The organism is Saccharopolyspora tripterygii (genome assembly GCF_054778355.1).
Genome location: NZ_BAAGZP010000045.1, coordinates 1 through 17,206, shown reverse-complemented (window position 1 = coordinate 17,206; position 17,206 = coordinate 1). Strand labels below are relative to the sequence as shown.

The following is a 17,206-nucleotide window of genomic DNA, read 5'->3' as shown; positions in this document are numbered from 1 at the left end:
CACACAAGCCGACCACTGAAGAGACTCCGAAGAGGAGAACCATGCAGAACCTGAACCGACGCGGCTTCCTCGGCCTGACCGCCGGTGCCGTGCTGCTCACCGGCTGCGCTCCGGGCGCGGGAAGCAGCGCTGGACCGCCGCGCCCTGGCGGCCGGTTACGCGCGGCCTTCTCCGGCGGCGGTGCGGCCGAGGTGCTGGATCCGCACGAAACCGACCTCTACATCGAGATCGCCCGTGCCAAGGCCCTCTTCGACAAGCTCGCCGACTACGGCTCCGACATGTCCCCGCAGCCGCGCCTGGCCGAGCGCTGGGAGCCCTCCGCCGACCTGCGGACCTGGCGGATCACGCTGCGGCAGGCGACCTTCCACGACGGTCGCCCGGTGCGCGCGGCGGACGTGCTGGCCAGCTACGCGCGCATCACCGAACCCGGGGGCAGCCGACGCGCCAAGTCCAGCCTGTCGGTGATCGACCTGCCCGGCAGTCGCGCGATCGACGACCGCACCGTCGAGTTCCGCCTGAAGCGCCCCTACGCCGAGTTCCCCAACGCGCTGGCGACGCTGGGGGCCTACATCATCCCCGAGGGCACCACCGACTTCAGCCGTCCGGTCGGTTCCGGGCCGTTCAAGCTGATCTCCTTCGAACCGGGACGCTCGTTCCTCGCCGCCCGCAACCCCGACTACTTCGACGGGGCTCCGCTGGTCGACGAGCTGCAGATCGTCGTCACCAACGACGAGTCGGCCAGGGTGAACGCGCTGCTGGGCAGGCAGATCGACTACGCCCACGACCTCACGATCACCAGCGCCCGCACCTACGAGGCGAGCGGTCAGATCCAGGTGCACCGGCTCCCGCTGGGCAACTTCCACGGGCTGGCCATGAAGGTCGACCGCCCGCCGTTCGACCGCCCAGAGCTGCGCCAGGCACTCTTCCACCTGATCGACCGCGAGGAGCTGCTGCGCTCGGTGCTGCAGGGCTCCGGCCAGGTCGGCAACGACGTCTACGGCAAGGGTTACCGCTACTACGCCGACCTGCCGCAGCGGCGGCAGGACCTCCAGCGCGCGCGATCGCTGGTGCGGCAGGCGGGGGCTGAGGGAATGACCATCGACTTCGACACCTCCGACGCCTCCACCGGGCTGAAGGAAGCAGCGATGGCCATCAGCGATCAGGCCCGCCAGGTGGGGCTGAACCTCAACGTCCGGCTCGGCAACAAGGACACCTACTGGTCGGACATCGCCAAGAACGGCGTGCTCGCCAGCTACCGCTCGGGGGGCATGCCGCTGGAATCGCACTTCTCGCAGCGGCTGCTCTCGGGTTCCACGACCAACAACACCGCTTGGCGGCGACCCGATTTCGACGCTCTCTACGACGAGGCGCAGTCCACCCAGGACGAGAACCGCCGCACCGAGATCTACCGGCGCATGCAGGAGCAGCTGTTCCACGAGGGCGGTTTCGCCTGGTGGGGCGTGTCCGACTGGATCGTGGCCTCGGCGAGCAACGTCGGCGGGGTCGACGACCGCGCGCCGGCCAACACCCTGGACTGGGCGCGCTTCGACAAGGTGTGGCTGGCGTGACGCACTACCTGCTGCGGCGCATCTCGCTCGGTGTCGTCCAGGTGTTCCTCGTCGTGGTGGGCGTCTTCCTCCTGACCGAAGCACTCCCGGGGGACGCCGCGGTGACGATCGCCGGGGACAACCCGGACCCGGCGGTCATCGCCGCGCTGCGCGACCAGCTGGGCCTGGACAGGCCGATGTGGCAGAGGTTCGGGGACTGGCTGGCCGCCGCCGCGCAGGGCGACCTCGGCACCTCGCTGGCCGGGCCGCGCAGCGTCGCCGAGGTGATCGGGTCGGCGGCCGGACCCACGCTGCTGCTGGCGTCCCTCGCACTGGTGCTGCTGGTGCCGATGTCGACCGGCGTGGGGGTCCTGGCCGCGCGCCGGGAGGGCGGCCGGCTCGACCGGCTCATCACCAGCACGACGCTCGGGCTCTACGCAGCGCCGGAATTCGCGATGGCCATCCTGCTGGTGACGGTCTTCGCCGTGCAGCTGGGCTGGTTCCCGCCGACCGCCGTCGGTGGTTCGCTGCTGCAGGAGCCCGGGCTGCTGGTGCTGCCGGTCGTCGTGCTGCTGCTGCGGCCGATCTGCTCGCTGAGCCGGCTGGTGCGCGCCGGGATGATCGAGGCGCTGCGCTCCCCCTACGTCCAGCACGCGCGCCGGCTCGGCCTCTCCCCGGCCCGGATCACGTTCGCGCACGCGCTGCCCAACGCCGCGGCTCCCGCTGTGCAGCAGCTCGCCCGGACGGCGGACTGGTTGATCGGCGGCGTGATCGTGGTGGAGGCGATCTTCGTGGTCCCGGGCCTGGGAACCACGCTGCTAGAGGCGGTTTCGGCGCGCGACCTGCCGGTGCTGCAAGGCCTGGCGCTGGTCTTCGCGAGCACGACCGTGCTGGTCAACCTCGGTGCCGACATCGCCGCCCGCGTCCTGTCCCCCGCCGCGGAGGCCCACCGATGACCAAGTACTCGATCCCCGCAGCGCTCGTGGCGGTCCCGGTGCTGGTGGCCCTGCTGGGGCCGCTGTTCGCCGCGGACGACCCGGCCAAGGACGTGGCGTTCCTGCTCGGCGGCGGGCACGTGTTCGGCACCGACTTCGTCGGCCGCGACGTGCTCGACGAGGTGCTGCTCGGCGGCCGTTCGCTGGTGCTGATCGCGGTGGCCGCCACCACCTGCACGTACCTGCTGGCCGTCCCGCTCGGCCTGCTCGCGGGCATGACGCGCAGCCGGCTGGCCGACGAGACCGTGATGCGCCCGCTGGACCTGCTGCTGGCGGTGCCGTCAATGCTGATGTTGCTGCTGCTGGCGGCCCTGTCGCCGGGTGACCCGCGGGTGCTGGTGGCGGTGGTGGCGCTGATCAACCTGCCGGACGTCGTGCGCATCACCCGCGCCGCCGCCCTGTCGGTCTCAGCGCGACCGGCCGTGGAGGCGATGCGCCTGCAGGGCGAAGGGTTGCCCCGGATCGCGGTCGGCTACGTGGCCCGCGCGATGCGTCGCACGCTGGCCGCCGACCTCGGGACCCGGTTCACCGGAGCGATCTATCTGGTGGCCTCGGCGAGCTTCCTCGGCGTGGGAATCTCGCCGCAAGAAGCCGATTGGGCGGCGATGGTGGACCGCAACCGCACGGGTCTGTTCCTGCAACCCTGGGCGGTCGTGCTCCCGGCCCTGCTGATCATCGCGCTGTCGGTCGGGGTGAACCTGCTGTTCGACCGGCGGTTGAAGCAGTCCGACGCGAACTTCCTGGAGGCACGGTGACCGCCATCGACGTGCGGGACCTGACCGTCACCATCGACGAGCGCGAACTGGTCTCCCGCGCAACGTTCCAGCTGGAGGCCGGTGAGATCGCGGCGCTCGTCGGCGAGTCCGGCAGCGGCAAGACGACCACCGCGCTGGCGCTGCTCGGCGAGAAGCCGCCCGGTGCGGTGCTCTCGGGTTCTGTCGAGATCGACGGCCGGGTGGGCTTCATCCCGCAGCAGCCGTCGGCGGCGCTGAACCCGGTGCGCCGCATCGGTTCCGCGCTCGCCGAGATCGCACGGCTGCACGTGCCGAAGAACCAGGCCCGGGAGCGCGTCCTGGACGCGCTGCGGCGAGCGCGGATGCCCGACGGCGAGCGGTTCCTGCGCCGCTACCCGCACCAGCTCTCCGGCGGGCAGCAGCAGCGGGTCGTGCTGGCCCAGGCCCTGATCGGTGACCCGGCTCTGCTCATCGCCGATGAGCCGACGACCGGCCAGGACCCCGTGGTGCGGGCCGAGCTGGCCGCCGAGCTGCGCGCGGTGTCCGAGCAAGGGGTCGCGATCCTGCTGCTCACCCACGACCTCGACCTCGTCCGGGACCTAGCGCACCGGGTCCTCCTGGTGGAGGGCGGGCGGATCCGGGCGTCCGATGTGGACGAGGTCGCCGAGTCCGCACCGGTGGTGACGGCACCACCGCGGACCACCGATCCGGTGCTGTCGGTGCGGCAGCTGACCGCCGGTCATCGCGGCACCGAGACGCTCCACGGGGTGTCGCTGCAGGTCGCCGCAGGGGAAAGGCTCGCGGTTCTGGGACGTTCCGGCAGCGGGAAGACCACGTTGGCCCGGTGCGTCTCGGGGTTGCACCGGCATCGCGGCGGTGAGGTCGTGCTGGACGACCGGCCGCTGTCCCCGGTGCTGCGCCGCCGCTCGCGGGACCAGCTCGCGCGCGTGCAGCACGTATTCCAGGACGCCCGAGCTTCGTTCAGCGAGTTCACCCCGGTCCTGGACCAGGTCGCGCGCACCGCCGAACGGCTGCGGGCGGTGCCGCGCGAGCGGGCTCGCGCGCGGGCAGCCGAGGAGCTGGCGCAGCTGGGGATCCCCGAGTCGACGGCGTCGCGCACCCCGTCGGGCCTGTCGGGCGGGGAGCTGCAGCGGGCCGCGCTGGTGCGGGCGGTGCTGGCCGAGCCGGACGTGCTGATCTGCGACGAGATCACCTCGGGTCTGGACCCGAAGCGACGGGCCGACCTGCTGGACGTGCTGGCCAAGTTGCAGCACAACACCGGCTGCGCGCTGCTGATCATCACCCACGACCTCGCCGGTGTCGCCGGTCTCGCGCACCGGGTGCTGGTCCTCGACGAGGGCCGGGTGGTCGAGCAGGGCTCCGCCTCCGACGTCCTCACCACGCCTCAGCACGCGGTCACCCGCTCTCTCGTCACGGCCGAAGCAGCAGGTCGGGACGCATAGCCAACCGTTTATTGAATATGATTTTCAAAAGACGTGTTCAGCTAAGGAGCGGTTTTAGGTATGCGGCGGAGCCGCTGTTTCAGGTGTGGGACTCAGCCCGCACCGCCGCGGGTTCGCCAGCGCCTTCGTGGCGAGTACGCCGCCGACGCCGATGTCCACCCCCGGGGTAAGCGGAAGACATCAGGAGCGGCGCACGGAGTCCACGAAGGCGCTGCGCTTTCCCCTTCGGGGGTTTCCGCCACCCGCACCGCCACGCAAACCAACCCATAAACAGCTACCAGGGAGGTAGGGCGAGTGGTTCAGCTCGGGCAACAGCAGGTCGGCCGCTACGTGGTCCGCGAGGCCACCCCGGACGACGCGAGGGGCGCCAGGTCGGTCATGCTCGACACCTTCTACCGGGAGTTCGGCCACGGCTACACCCCGCGCTGGCACGACGACGTCGTCGACATGGACACCGCGTACTTCACCGACCCCCGGCAGACGCTGCTGGTCGCCGCGCTCGACGACGAGGTCGTGGCCACCACCGCGGTCCGCGCGGACGGCCCGCAGAGCCCGCCGCACGCCCCCTGGCTCGCGGAGCGCTACCCCTCCGGCACCACCGCGCAGATCTTCCGCGTCTACGTCCGCCGCGAGCACCGCCGCCACGGGCTGGCCCGGCACCTCGTCGAGAAGGCCTGCAGGTTCGTCGCGCTGACACCCGGGTACGAGTCGATCTACCTGCACACCAACGCCGCGATCGAGGGAGCCGAGCCGTTCTGGCGCAGCGTCGCGAAGGAGATCCACGACGGGCGCACCGACCCCGCCCACAGCCCGGCGGTGCACTTCGAGATCCCCATCCCGGTGGTGTGATCACTCCGAAGTGGATCTCGGGAGCCTTTTCCGCCCAATCGATCTCGGAGCGTGACCACATGCACCACCCCATCCAGCGATCGGAATGCGCTGGCTTTTCCGGGACCGCGAGCGCACACTGGGAACACCAGTTCGAAGAGCGCGAGATCGCTCTCCGGCTTGCTGTTTGAGAACTCAAGAGTGGAAAAGGCACACGGCGCTCAACCGAGAAGGCGCCGCTGCGCGATGTCCAGGAATCCGCCCTGTCCCGTCTCCACCGCGTGCACGCCCAACGACACCGAGAACCGAAACTCGGAGAGGAGCCGAACATGATCCGCGAAACCCGATCGCACCGTCCCGCCGGCACCGGCATAACCCGCCAGCAACCGAGACAGTCCCCGCTCACCGAAGGCGTTGTGCGCCGCCACGAAATCGAGCGCGGGTTCGTCGACGGCGGCATCCGTCCAGTCCAGAACCCCTGCAAGACGGCAGGATTGGTCCACCAGCGCATGGCCGGGGTGCAGGTCCGCGTGAACAAGGCGCAGATCCGCGGCCCCTGACCAGTACCCGTCGTCGTGAATCCAGGACCGCCAGCGCGCGACCTTCTTCTCGGGAACCTCCATCATCCGCTCGGCCAGCACCAGGTGATCGCGCACCTCCTCGCGGAGGTCGCGGTCGCCTGAGACCGCCACGCCCAGCCGAGCGACCTCGTCGACCCGGGTGCGGTGCAGTTCCGCGATCACCGCACCCAGGTCGGCGAAGAATTCCTCCGTGGGCTCCCGCCACCACTGGTACTCCAGCGTCTTCGGATGTTCCGGGCCCAGCGGCCTGCCCGGGAGCCTGCGGTAGGCGATGAGCTCCGGCGTGCAGATCTCCCAGTCGGGCACGGCCACGGGCAGGCGCGGGCGCAGGTGCTCCAGCAACCGGCGCTCGACCCCGACGTGAGCGCCGACCTCGCGCCGCCGAGGCACGCGCAGCACCCAGCGGGTCCCGTCGGCGTCCACCGCGTGGCCGACCTGGAAGTCCCAGCCGGTCTCGTCGATCTCCAGGACCCGCACCCTCAGGCCGTGGCGTTGCGCGAGTTCCGTCAGCACCCCGCCGACGGTAGTCGACGCGGCCACCCGTTTTCCGGTTCGGCGACGGCCCCGGCCTCGCCGGGCTCAGCCGCTGGCCACCTCACCCGCGGCAGGCACGTCGTCGGGCAGCAGCAGGCAGAGGTCTTCCAGGGTCGGCGAAGCGGTGAGCCGCAGGCGCTTGGCGTGCCGGGTGACGGCCGCGTCCATGACCTGCCGGGCATAACGACCGTTGCCGAACGACGGGCCACGCGGGGTCGACACGAAGTGCGCCCGCAACGCGGCGACCGTCGGCCCCGTGCACTCGTACCCGGCCGCCGCCGCGTGCTGGGTGACGATGGTGACCAGCTCGTCGTTGCTGTAGTCGGCGAATCGCACCCGCTGCGAGAAGCGCGAGGACAGACCCGGGTTCGCGGCCAGGAACTCCTCCATCTGACCCTCGTAGCCCGCGGCCACCACCACGACCTCGTCGCGGTGGTCCTCCATCAGCTTGACCAGGGTGTCGATGGCCTCCTGCCCGAAGTCCGAGCTGGAACCGCGCTGGGAGGACAGCGTGTAGGCCTCGTCGATGAACAGCACACCACCGCGCGCCCGGTCGAACGCCTCCGTCGTGCGGTGCGCGGTGTGGCCGACGTACTCGCCGACCAGGTCACCGCGCCCGACCTCGACGACCTGACCGCGCTGGAGGATGCCCAGCGCGGCGAGGATCTCGCCGTAGAGGCGGGCGATCGTCGTCTTGCCGGTACCGGGCGGCCCGCCGAAGATCAGGTGCCTGCTCAGCGACGGGACCGGTAGTCCGGCGGCCTGGCGCTGCTTGGCCGAGGCCAGCAGGTCGACCATGTTGCCGACCTCCGACTTGACGTCGGCGAGCCCGACCATGTGGTGCAGCTTGTTGAGCAGGCTCTCCACCATCGCCGTGTCGGCGTTGGCCGCGCCGGCACCGACACCGCTGCCCGGCAGCGCCCCGATGTCCTCCGGCAGCAGCCTGGTCATGGCCACCGGGTTCAGCTCGGGGTCGTCGGCGAGGCGGTAGGCCTGGCGGCCGATCATCTCCTCGAAGACCTTCCGGGCGGTGCGGCCGTTGCCGAACGCCTCGTCGCGCGGGTACTTCTGGAAGAACCCCAGCACCGCCTCGCGGGTCTCGAACTCCAGCCGGTAGTCGTTGGCCCGGCACATGCCTTCGACGATGGTGACCAGCTCGTCGTTGCTGTAGTCGGCGAACTCGATCGTCCGCGAGAACCGGGAGCCCAGACCGGGGTTGGTGGCCAGGAACTTCCGCATCTCCATGGTGTAGCCGGCGACGATGACCACGACGTCCTCGCGGTGGTCCTCCATGAGCTTGACCAGGGTGTCCACCGCTTCCTGACCGAAGTCGGCGCCGCCGCCACCGCCGCCGGAGAGCGTGTAAGCCTCGTCGATGAACAGCACGCCGCCGAGCGCCTTCTCGAAGCACTCGGTCGTCTTCAGCGCCGTCCCGCCGACGACGCTGGCGACCAGATCGGCGCGCCCCACCTCGACGAGCTGGCCCATGCGCAGCACGCCGAGCTCCTTGAGGATCTGCCCGTAGAGCCGGGCGACCGTGGTCTTACCGGTACCGGGCGAGCCCGCGTAGACGAGGTGCCTGCTCATCGGCGGCATCGGCAGGCCGACCGCCGCCCGCTTCTCCGCCATCTGCTCCAGGCGGGTCAGGACCTCCACCTCGCGCTTGACGTCGGTGAGCCCCACCAGCGCGTCGAGTTCACCGAGCAGCTCACCGAGCCGCCCCTCGGAACTGCGCTTGGCCTGCGCGGGCGCCGGGGCCTCGTGGCCGGTCTCGCTCGACGCAGCGGAGTCCGCGGTGCGGGAGCTCCCGAACCGCGTCGTGTCGTCGGATTCGGGTGCGGCCTCGCCGGAATCGCTCTCCGGGTCGCCGTTCTGGGCGCTGGTGATGCCGCTGAGCCGCACGTTGTCGCGGCGGACCTGCAGCCGCACGCCCGCGCCGCCGTTGTCCTTGGAGACGGTGTCGCGCACGCTGATCGACTCGGTGGACCCGACGACGATCCCGTCCGCGGCGTTCCCGGAGATCTCGCAGCGGTCCAGCACGCCCGACGACCCAGCGGCCCATTCCAGGCCGTTGCCCTCGCAGCCCCGGATGCGCGTCTGCTCCAGGGCCACCGACGAGGTCCCGGAGGCCTTCACCCCGTGCTCGCCCGCGTCGGAGAGGTCGCAGCCGCGCAGCACGGACTGACCGTCCGAGACCAGCACCGCTGTGCCGCGACCGCCCGCGACGGTGACGCCGCGCAGGTCTGCGGAGCTCTGCTCGGTGATGCGGACGCCGACCGCGCCCGCCCCAGAGACGGCGACGTCCTCGATCTCGATCTCGGCCTTCTCGGCCAGCAGCACCGCATCACCGGCCGCCTCGACGATCGCACCACCGGAGACCGTCACCTTCGAGGCGCGCACGTCGATCCCGGGCCCGGTCGGGCGGCGCAGCGTCAGCTCCCGGAACGTGCCCGTGCCGCTGTCGGCCACGACCACGCCAGGTCCGCCGGCACCGGTCACCTCCAGCCCGGAGAACGACGGCGACGCTCCGGCGATCCACACCGCCGCATCCCGGGAATCCGCGATGGTGCACTCGCTGAACTCGCCCTGGGATCCTTCGAGCACGTGGAGGCCGTACCCGGCGGGCTTGTCGACGCGCAGCCGGTGGACCTCGGGCCGCCCCTGCTGCACGAGCACGACGCCCTGGGCTCCCGGCGCGGTGATGGTGCAGTCCTCGATGACGGGCGTGGACTGGGAGGCGATGAGCAACCCGACGCCGGTCGGTTCGGTGATGGCGGTGCCGCTCATCCGGAACGAGCTGCTGCCCTCGACCACGACGGCGGGATTGCCCGCCCGCACGATCCGGGAATCGCGCATCGCTCCCCTGGCGCGCTCGGCGGCCAGCACCGCGCTGCCGGCCGCATCGCTGATCGTGCAGTCGACGAACTGCGGGTCCGCATCGGTGCGGATCACGACGGCGGCGGCCTTGACGTCGCTGATCGTGCAGTTGCCGAAGTGCCCGCCCGCACCGTCGATGGCGATCACCCCGGCCCCGGAGGGGTTGGTGAACTCCGTTCCGCTGGCGCTGGCTTCGGCCTGACCGTGCACGTAGAGCGCTGCCGCCGACGCCGCTTCGACGCGGCACTCCTCCATCCGCAGCCGGCCGGTGGAGACGTCGATGGCCGAGGTCTCGGCTCCGCTGTGGACGAGGACCAGACCGGAGAGGACGGCGGTCTCGGCCGCCATCACGATGGCCGGGTCACCGCTGGACTCGATGCGGACGCCGCCCGCCGCACCCGCCGCCGACAGCGTGACGTCGCGGCTGAGCACCACCGACTCGGTGTAGGTGCCGGGCTGGATGGAGATGACGTCGCCCGTGGTCGCCGAGGCGATCGCGTCGCCGATGGTGCGGAACGAGTCGGGCGCGGTCGCCGAGACCGACAGCATCGAACGTGTGTTGGTCATTCTCGCCCCAGTTTTTCTTCTCGCGCTTGTGGTGTCGACGATTCGGTGAGCACGGCGATCGCCCGGTGCAGGTCGAGGCGCCCCAGCGGCGCGACGTTCGCCGTCGCGGCGACCACGTGCGAGACCAGCTCGGGATCCGGTGCCAGGTGGTACTTGTCGAGATAGTGGTGGACCGCGTCGTTCCAGACCCAGGTGCCGTCCGAGCGGAAGTTCAGCGGCACGGTGCGGTTCGGGTCGATCACGTCCGGCATGACCTGATCCGTGGACATCGCGATCGGCGCCGAACGCAGATAACCCAGCAGGCGCTGCCGTTCCGCGGCCTCGGCCCGGGGGTGATCGGGCCGGAAGAACGGCTTGCCCAGGGTGTCCGCGCCGTCGAAGACGCGAGCCAGCCGCACGGGTGGCGCGGGGTCCCAGATCAGTTCCGACGCCGCCAGCGCGCTCTCGTGGTAGGTGGTCGGGGCGGCACCAGCCGGGAAGACCTCCACCCGCGGCTCGGCACCGGCTTCGGTGAGACCGTGCTGGATCTCGGCGGTCAGCTCGATCAGGTCGGCGTCCTCGCCCGCTTCCACGAGATGGAGCGGCTCGGTCGTCTCCGCCGAGATGCGACCGCTGCGCCACAGCGCCCGCACCCCGCCCACGCGTTCCGCCGCGCGCACCGCCGCCTCGTCGACATCGTCGCCCGATTCGGCGGTGAAGCGCCACGGCGGTGGTTCGGCGCACCGAGGGGCGTCCGCTAGACCCCCGGGATCGACGTCGTGGGCCTGCGCCAGCGACGTGAGCAGGTCGACCTCGGCGTCGGTCAGCGCCAACCCCAGACCGACCGCTGTGACGAGCGATTCGGCGATCTCGTCGAGCTCGCCGTCGGCGAGGCAGGTGCGCAGGACCGCGAGCTCGGCGTCGGGCATCCGGCCCGCCAGCTGCAGCAGCAACCGGTGCACCTCAGGAGGTCGCGGGCTCACCGATCGACCCCAGCGGGCTTGGCGAACGGGCTCGCCGGCTCGCCCAGCAACACCGAGTACCGCTCGTGATCGGGCGCTCTCACCTCGGAACCGGCGCGCTCGTCGCGGCTCTTGGCCGCCTCGGTCAGCCGTTCCAGCACCCGGGCGTCGTGCCGCTTGCGCGCTTCTTCGGACCGCTGCTTCTTCCCGACCTCGGTGAGCAGCACGCGGCCGGAATCCGCTTCCACGGCCAGGACCCGGTAGGAGGTGGCAGGCGGGAAAACCACGTCGGCGGAGTTCTCGTCGTCGGCGAGGCCGCCAAGCCTCCGCGCGGTCACCGACCAGATCAGCAGCTCCACCGAACCGGGCACGTCAGCCGATCCGTCCGAAACCCCCAGCATCGGGGCGGGTTCCACGAGTTCGCTGCCGACGACGTAGTCCTCGACCGTCTCCACCTCGCCAGGACCACCGCGCACGACCAGGCCCTGCAACGACGGAAGCCGCCGCAGTCCTCCCGCCAGGCAGGAGATGAACGGGTACTGCGAGGTCGCGTCTCCAGAGCGGATCGCGTCGACGAACTGGCGCTGGTCGGAGGTGGCGAACACGTGCACGGCAGCGAGTTCGGTGAGCATCGCGTCGTCCACCGGCATGCCACCGCGCAGGCCGGGGCGCTCGGCGAGCAGGCGGGTCACCGAGCGCGTGGCCGCGTCGTACTTCCAGCCCAGCGACTTCTTGAACCGCTGGCGGTCTTCCTCGGTGCTGGAGTGGTCCACCAGCAGCAGCGGCTTCAACACCGCTGCGGCGACCTGCTCATCGGTCTCGGCCTGCCCGATGTCGGCCAGCCCGGCCTCGGCGGCCTCCTCCGCGACGACCTCCTCCGTGACGGCCTCGGTCGCCTCCACGACGGCGACGTTCGCGGCCGCGACATCGGTCGCCGAAACCGTTTCCACCGCTGCGGGTTCCTGCTGTTGCGCGGTGTCGGAAGCCGTCGGCGCGGCTTCAACAGCGGCCTCGACCTCGGCCAGGTCGAGCGCGGTCGTCTGGTCCGCGGCGGACCGGGCATCGGCTGCGTCGGCTCGGGACGCCTGAGCGTCCGCGGCATCCGAAACCTGCTCAGCTGGAGCGGCGTTCGCCTGCGTCACCGCTGTCACCGACGGGTCGGCCGGTGCGGCCGTGGCCGGCGCCTGCGCGGCTGCGGCCGCCGGGCCCGACGCGGGGCCCTGCTGCACCGCTGCGGCGGGCGGCGGCGGGACCGGTGTCGGGGCGTGGACCGGTGGGGCGACCGGGGCCGGAAGCACCGGTGCGGCGGGCGCGACCGGCGCGGGCATGCGATGGGTCGCGGTCGCGGCAGGAGCCGGAGCCGGTGCGGCGGCGACCGGCGCAGACGTCGGCCTCACAGGAGGCGCCGGTCGAGCCGGTGGAGGCGAGGCCGGCGGGCGCGGTCCCGAAGCCGGCCCCGGACCTGCCGCCGGTGCAGCAGGTGGTGGTGCGGCAGGTGACGGTGGCGCGGCGGGTGGCGGATCCTCCTGCGGCGGTGCCGCCGGTTCCGGCGCGGGCTCGCGAGCGGCAGGCGTCATCGACGGGAGCGGCGTGCTGGAGGCGACCACCGGGATCTGCGCGGACGTCACCACGGTCGGGATCGCGCTGGGGGCGACCGAGGTCGGACCGCCGGACGAGGTTGCCGGTGCCGCAGTCGTTTCCGCTGCGGCCGGAGCGTTCGGTTCGACGTTCGCCGCGGGCACCGGAGCGTCCTGCGCGGTCGGGCCCGCGGTCGAGGCCGACGTCTCCTCGACCGCCGGCTCCTCCTCGGGCTTCGCCGAGGGCTGCGGTTCGGGCGAGTGCGAGAGCGGCGTGCTCGCGGATCCCAAGGATGCGGGCACCGGAGGGACCTCGGCGCGCTCGATCTCCTGGGCTGCTGCACCGGGTTCGCCCCGGTGCCAGCCGTCGCCGATGGGGCGCATCCTGCCCTCGGCGTCGACTGCCACCGGCGAGACGATGCGCAAGGGCTCGGTCGGCTGGTGCCGGATCGGCCCGGCCGTCATCGGTCGGGTCGCTGACACCGCGGCCGCCGGCTGGTCGTCCCCCGCACCGGATTCCGGGGAAGCAGTGGGCGGTTGCGTCGCTGCGAGCGCCGTCGTGACGGGCTCGGTCGTGGCGGGAACGCCTGCCGGAGGAGCTGGAACCCAGGCGATCGCCTGCCCGCCGGTGCCCGCGGGCACCGCACCGGCCGACGCCTCCCACGGGTGCGCTCCCAAGGGCGCGTTCGCGGCGACCTCGACGGCGGGACCGGGCCCTGCGGCGCCGAGCACGTGCACGCCGACGTGCAGCGACGCGGCGAGGCGACCCAGGTGGTCGGGCCCGGCGTGGGGCGTGGCGATCAGCCGCAGGCGCTCGCGCGTCTCGGCGGGCAGCTCGGCGGCGAGGCGTTCCACCGCGGTCAGGACCCGCTCCGGCGGTACTCCGCCTGCGGAGCTGACGACCAGGTTGACCGCGTCGGGCGAGATGGGCAGCCGCGACGCGACGGGGTCGACGGGCACGCGGACGGGGCGCACGAGCAGTCCTGCCGGCAGCACGTCGACCAGCCAGCCGTCCTGCAGCCAGAACGTTCCGGTCCCAGCCCCGGTGAGCCCGGGAACCGGTGGGAGCCAGTTGCGCGGTGTCGGCGGAACCCCGGGCTGGTAGGTGCTCTCCAGCACGAACGGGAGCCAGCTGGGTTGACCCGCATCATCGGGGACCACCCACGTCTGGCCGCCTTCGGGCAGGTACTGCGGCACGGCGTGGCACCCGTGCACGGGCTGACCGATGAGCTCGGCGAGCTGCTGGGCCAGCGGCCGGACGCTCACCGGCTCGGGCCCGTAGCTGATCAGGCCGAACGTGTCGCGCTGCGGCGCGGGAAGCCCGCCGACGAACGCCGCGAGGGCTTCGGTCGCGGGGAGCGGCTCACCCGGTGCTCCGACGACGATGGCAAGCCGGTTCCGGGACAGCGGCACCTGGAAGCCGGAGTCGCCGTGGGGTCGGGGCGGATGTCCCGCGGCCCGCACCCAGATCCCCGCCGGGATGGGGGTGACGCTGATGCGCGGGTCGACGGGCCGCGTGCGCAGGCTCGTCGAGAGCCCGTCCTGCCAGTCCGGAATCGGGTAGCGGGGTCCGTCGTGCAGCTTCGACCGCCCAGGCCGGAAACCGACCCAGCCCGTCTGCTCACCTGCGGAGAACAGCTCGCCGCCGGGCAGCATCAGCAGCTCCCCGTCGGGCGCCACGACCTCGGTGCCGAGAGCTTCGGACAACCTCAGCGCCAGCGGACGGGAACCGTCGCGGGCGGCGAGACCCGCCCGCGAGGAGAGCAGTCTGATCGCGGGGAGACCGACGCCCTCGGGGCGCAGTTCGTTGCGCAGGCCGGCGAGCACCTCGGGTTCGAGCTGCTCGAAGGTGGGCAGCGCGGTCTCGTCCACGTAGACCTGCGTTCGCCCGTCCGCCAGGGTGAACGGTGGCGGCGGCACGGGCGCACGCGCCTCCTCCGCACGCACGACCACGCCTGCGCCCATTCGCTCGACGACCAACGCGCCCATGTGGTGCCTGCCTCCTCCTTTTGGCCCCGCTACTGTCACGGATGGCGGAGGCGGGGAGGTTCAACCTGTTCGCGGTCAGGCGCGGGGGCGGTTACCGCCGCCGGTCGGACGAGGACGGGTAGTCGTAGTAGCGGTCGTCGTACTCCTCGGAGGGCGAGCGACGCCGCCGAGACCGGCCGCCCAGGCCGAGATCGGTCTCCCGCGTGAACCCGCTCCCCGAGTCGGCGTGCGGGTCGTAACCCCGGTACCCGTCGACGAACCCGTCGTTCTCGACGTTGCTCAGTCGCGGCGTCGTGCCGGGCAGGATCGTGCGCCTGCCATCCGGGCCCTGGTGGAAGTGCCCGCTCACGGTCATGGCCGAGTGGATGTTGCGGCGATCCACGTGCCGCACCGAATCCCACTCCGTCTGGTACTGCATCCGGTCCAGCAGATCCCGCGGCAGGTTCTGCGACGCCATGTGAATCATGTTGCCCGAGGACTCGATCTGGTAGATCTGCCCCGACATCGGCACGTACCAACGACCTTGGTACCGGATCGGTTCTCCGCCGTCGGGGACGACGAACTGATGGGCGGCCACCGCGCTCGGCGTCACCGACACGTACCCCGAATCCCGCGCGTGCTCACCACCGTGCACGTGCGACACCAGGTTGTAATCACGACCCCACGACGTCATCCCATCCCGGAAGATCACCTCAGTCGGACGAGTGTCACCCCGGTACATCCACTGCGGACGTGAGGGATTGGCCCGCAACTGCGGGTTGTCCAGCGTCACCGGACCGGTCGAGGACGGCGCTGCCGTATAGGTGCCGTAGGCAGGTCGGCTCGACGAGGACGAGTGGTGCGATCGCGAGGAGTGGTGGGACCTCGACGAGTGATGTGAGTGCGAGGAGCGGTGCGAGCGCGAGGACTCGTGCGAGTGGCGCGACCTCGACGAGTGCCGGGAGCCGTCCGAGGGCGGCAGCCCCGGGGAGATGTCGGCGGATTCTGCGTTCGGCGCGTGTTCCTGGCGGGGCCGGATCTCGGCGTTGCCGAAGAAGCGGGCGACGTCCTGGATGACGCGGGTGTCGACGTCGCCGGTCTCCAGCACCACCCCGCGGTCCTCGTCGAACCCGGGGTGCAACCGCACGAAGTTGGCGAAATCGCGGGCCGTGCGGTTCTCGCCGTCCCAGAGGGTGAGGTGGTCGCCGTCCTGGCTGGCGGTGACCCGGATGACCTGCACGTCCGGGTTCGGGTTGGTGTCGCGGCCGTGCTGGACCAGCGCCGAGACGTCCTCGCCCGGGCTCGGGTAGTGCAGTCCGTCGCGGGTGGGCACCGCCAGCGTCTGGAAGTCGTCGGTGGCTCCGCTGCGACGCCACGGCTCGGTGGCCGCGAAGAGCTCCACGATCTGCTGCTCGGCCGCCTTGCTCAGCGGCAGCACCTCCAAGAGGCCCAGCAGGTCGCTGAGCTGGGCTTCGTCCGAGCGGTCGCCGGTCTCGTCGCCCAGCAGCCTCGGGTCCGACAGCAGCGCCTCGATGCGGTCGTGGTTCGCGGGATCCTGCGCCGCGGTGACCATCGCCGACGCCAGCTCCACCCGGGCCTGCCACTCCCCCTTGTCGGTGCTGCTGGGGAACATCCGGAACTCCCAGCGGTCGTTCGCACCGCCCTGGACGTGCTCGAAGTTCAACCCTTCGTTGCGGCTGGAGTTCAGCGCGCGAACGTCCTCGGGCGTGCGGGTGGTGTCGGCGCGTGGCGGAACCGGCATCGGGCCGACCGCGCGGAGTTCGCGCTGCGGCCCACCCATCGTCGGGTTCGCCATCCGGTACAGCGACTGCTCGCGGGCCTTCGCCAGGGCCGCGAGGGCGACGCTCGCTCGCGGGGTGAAGGCAGCGCCCTCGTGACTGACGTTGACGTGTCCGCCGCCCTCGTCGACCGAGCCGCCGTACTTCTCCACGACGGAGCGGATGGTGTCGACCGCGGTCTCGAAGCGCTGCCAGGACCGCGAGTCGCCGGCGAGCTTCTCCGACACCGCCTCGATCCCGCTCTCCAGGGTGTCCTCGTCGACCAGGCGCCAGCGGTCGGGAGCCTTCTTCACCAAGCCGGACGCCAGTTCCTGGCCGTCGCGCCAGTCCCCCAGCCCGGCATCGCGGAACGCGGCACCGAGTTCCTGCACGGCGACGTCGAAGTGCTCCTCCGGGACGGTGAACTCGATCTCGGTGCCGAACCGGGTTTCAGGCCTGCTGCTGGCACCGCCGGGAACACCGCTCGCGTGGTACTGCACGGGATTGACGCCCGCAGCAGCAGCCGAACGCGCGGCCCGGTAGGTGTCGAGCGCTGCGGCGAAGCGCTGGTCGCGCGGCACCGAGGACGCCGGGGCGGAATCGTCGGAGCGGCCCTGCGCGCCGTCGCTGACCGGGCCGTCCTGGCTCGGCGGCAGCCCTGGGCGCCGGTCGTAGTAGTAATACGAGTTGCTCGGGGGCGGGTAGTACGAGGAGGACGAGCTCGTCGTCGGATAGGTGGAAGTCGTCGGATAGGTGAACGTCGGGTAAGTGGAGGTCGGGACCGAGCGGCTCGACTCACGCGACGACCGACTCACA

General features: G+C 71.6%; 10 protein-coding genes. 5 read left to right on the top strand and 5 right to left on the bottom strand.

Features of this window, described 5'->3' with window-relative positions; all coding sequences use genetic code 11:
- Positions 1–41: 41 nt before the first annotated feature.
- The 5 genes from ACYVF3_RS30500 to ACYVF3_RS30480 all read left to right on the top strand — a co-directional run bounded on the left by ACYVF3_RS30500 (position 42) and on the right by ACYVF3_RS30480 (position 5,588).
- Positions 42–1,568 carry an ABC transporter substrate-binding protein gene (locus ACYVF3_RS30500; RefSeq protein ID WP_461157740.1) on the top strand — a complete coding sequence of 509 codons (1,527 nt, stop codon included), beginning with the start codon at positions 42–44 and terminating at the stop codon, positions 1,566–1,568.
- Positions 1,565–2,503, top strand: a complete 939-nt coding sequence (locus tag ACYVF3_RS30495; RefSeq protein WP_461157739.1) for an ABC transporter permease — start codon at positions 1,565–1,567, stop codon at positions 2,501–2,503. Before ACYVF3_RS30500 ends, ACYVF3_RS30495 begins: the two co-directional genes overlap by 4 nt.
- Complete coding sequence (locus ACYVF3_RS30490) at positions 2,500–3,297, top strand: ABC transporter permease (protein ID WP_461157738.1); 798 nt, start codon at positions 2,500–2,502, stop codon at positions 3,295–3,297. The genes ACYVF3_RS30495 and ACYVF3_RS30490 overlap by 4 nt, the downstream gene beginning before the upstream one ends.
- Entirely contained in the window at positions 3,294–4,739 is a 1,446-nt protein-coding gene (locus ACYVF3_RS30485; RefSeq protein WP_461157737.1) for an ABC transporter ATP-binding protein, read from the top strand. Before ACYVF3_RS30490 ends, ACYVF3_RS30485 begins: the two co-directional genes overlap by 4 nt.
- Positions 4,740–5,033: 294 nt before the next feature.
- Complete coding sequence (locus ACYVF3_RS30480; RefSeq protein ID WP_461157736.1) at positions 5,034–5,588, top strand: GNAT family N-acetyltransferase; 555 nt, start codon at positions 5,034–5,036, stop codon at positions 5,586–5,588.
- A 200-nt stretch (positions 5,589–5,788) separates the two neighbouring features.
- On the opposite strand, the gene ACYVF3_RS30475 is transcribed toward ACYVF3_RS30480, so the two are convergent.
- The 5 genes from ACYVF3_RS30475 to ACYVF3_RS30455 form a co-directional block, all read right to left on the bottom strand.
- Positions 5,789–6,661, bottom strand: coding sequence for a macrolide 2'-phosphotransferase (locus ACYVF3_RS30475; RefSeq protein ID WP_461157735.1), 873 nt, complete (start codon positions 6,659–6,661; stop codon positions 5,789–5,791).
- Between the two features lie 66 nt (positions 6,662–6,727).
- Complete coding sequence (locus tag ACYVF3_RS30470; RefSeq protein ID WP_461157734.1) at positions 6,728–10,126, bottom strand: right-handed parallel beta-helix repeat-containing protein; 3,399 nt, start codon at positions 10,124–10,126, stop codon at positions 6,728–6,730.
- On the bottom strand, positions 10,123–11,088 hold the full coding sequence (locus tag ACYVF3_RS30465; protein ID WP_461157733.1) for a hypothetical protein: 966 nt from the start codon (positions 11,086–11,088) through the stop codon (positions 10,123–10,125). Before ACYVF3_RS30465 ends, ACYVF3_RS30470 begins: the two co-directional genes overlap by 4 nt.
- Positions 11,085–14,633, bottom strand: a complete 3,549-nt coding sequence (locus tag ACYVF3_RS30460) for a hypothetical protein (protein ID WP_461157732.1) — start codon at positions 14,631–14,633, stop codon at positions 11,085–11,087. The genes ACYVF3_RS30465 and ACYVF3_RS30460 overlap by 4 nt, the downstream gene beginning before the upstream one ends.
- Positions 14,634–14,724: 91 nt before the next feature.
- The coding region (locus ACYVF3_RS30455; RefSeq protein ID WP_461157731.1) for a hypothetical protein at positions 14,725–17,206 on the bottom strand (2,482 nt) is incomplete at its 5' end.

Coding starts and splice junctions, on each gene's coding strand:
- ACYVF3_RS30500 (WP_461157740.1), top strand. CDS start 42: ATGCAGAACCTGAACCGACGCGGCTTCCTCGGCCTGACCGCCGGTGCC.
- ACYVF3_RS30490 (WP_461157738.1), top strand. CDS start 2,500: ATGACCAAGTACTCGATCCCCGCAGCGCTCGTGGCGGTCCCGGTGCTG.
- ACYVF3_RS30470 (WP_461157734.1), bottom strand. CDS start 10,126: ATGACCAACACACGTTCGATGCTGTCGGTCTCGGCGACCGCGCCCGAC.
- ACYVF3_RS30460 (WP_461157732.1), bottom strand. CDS start 14,633: ATGGGCGCGTTGGTCGTCGAGCGAATGGGCGCAGGCGTGGTCGTGCGT.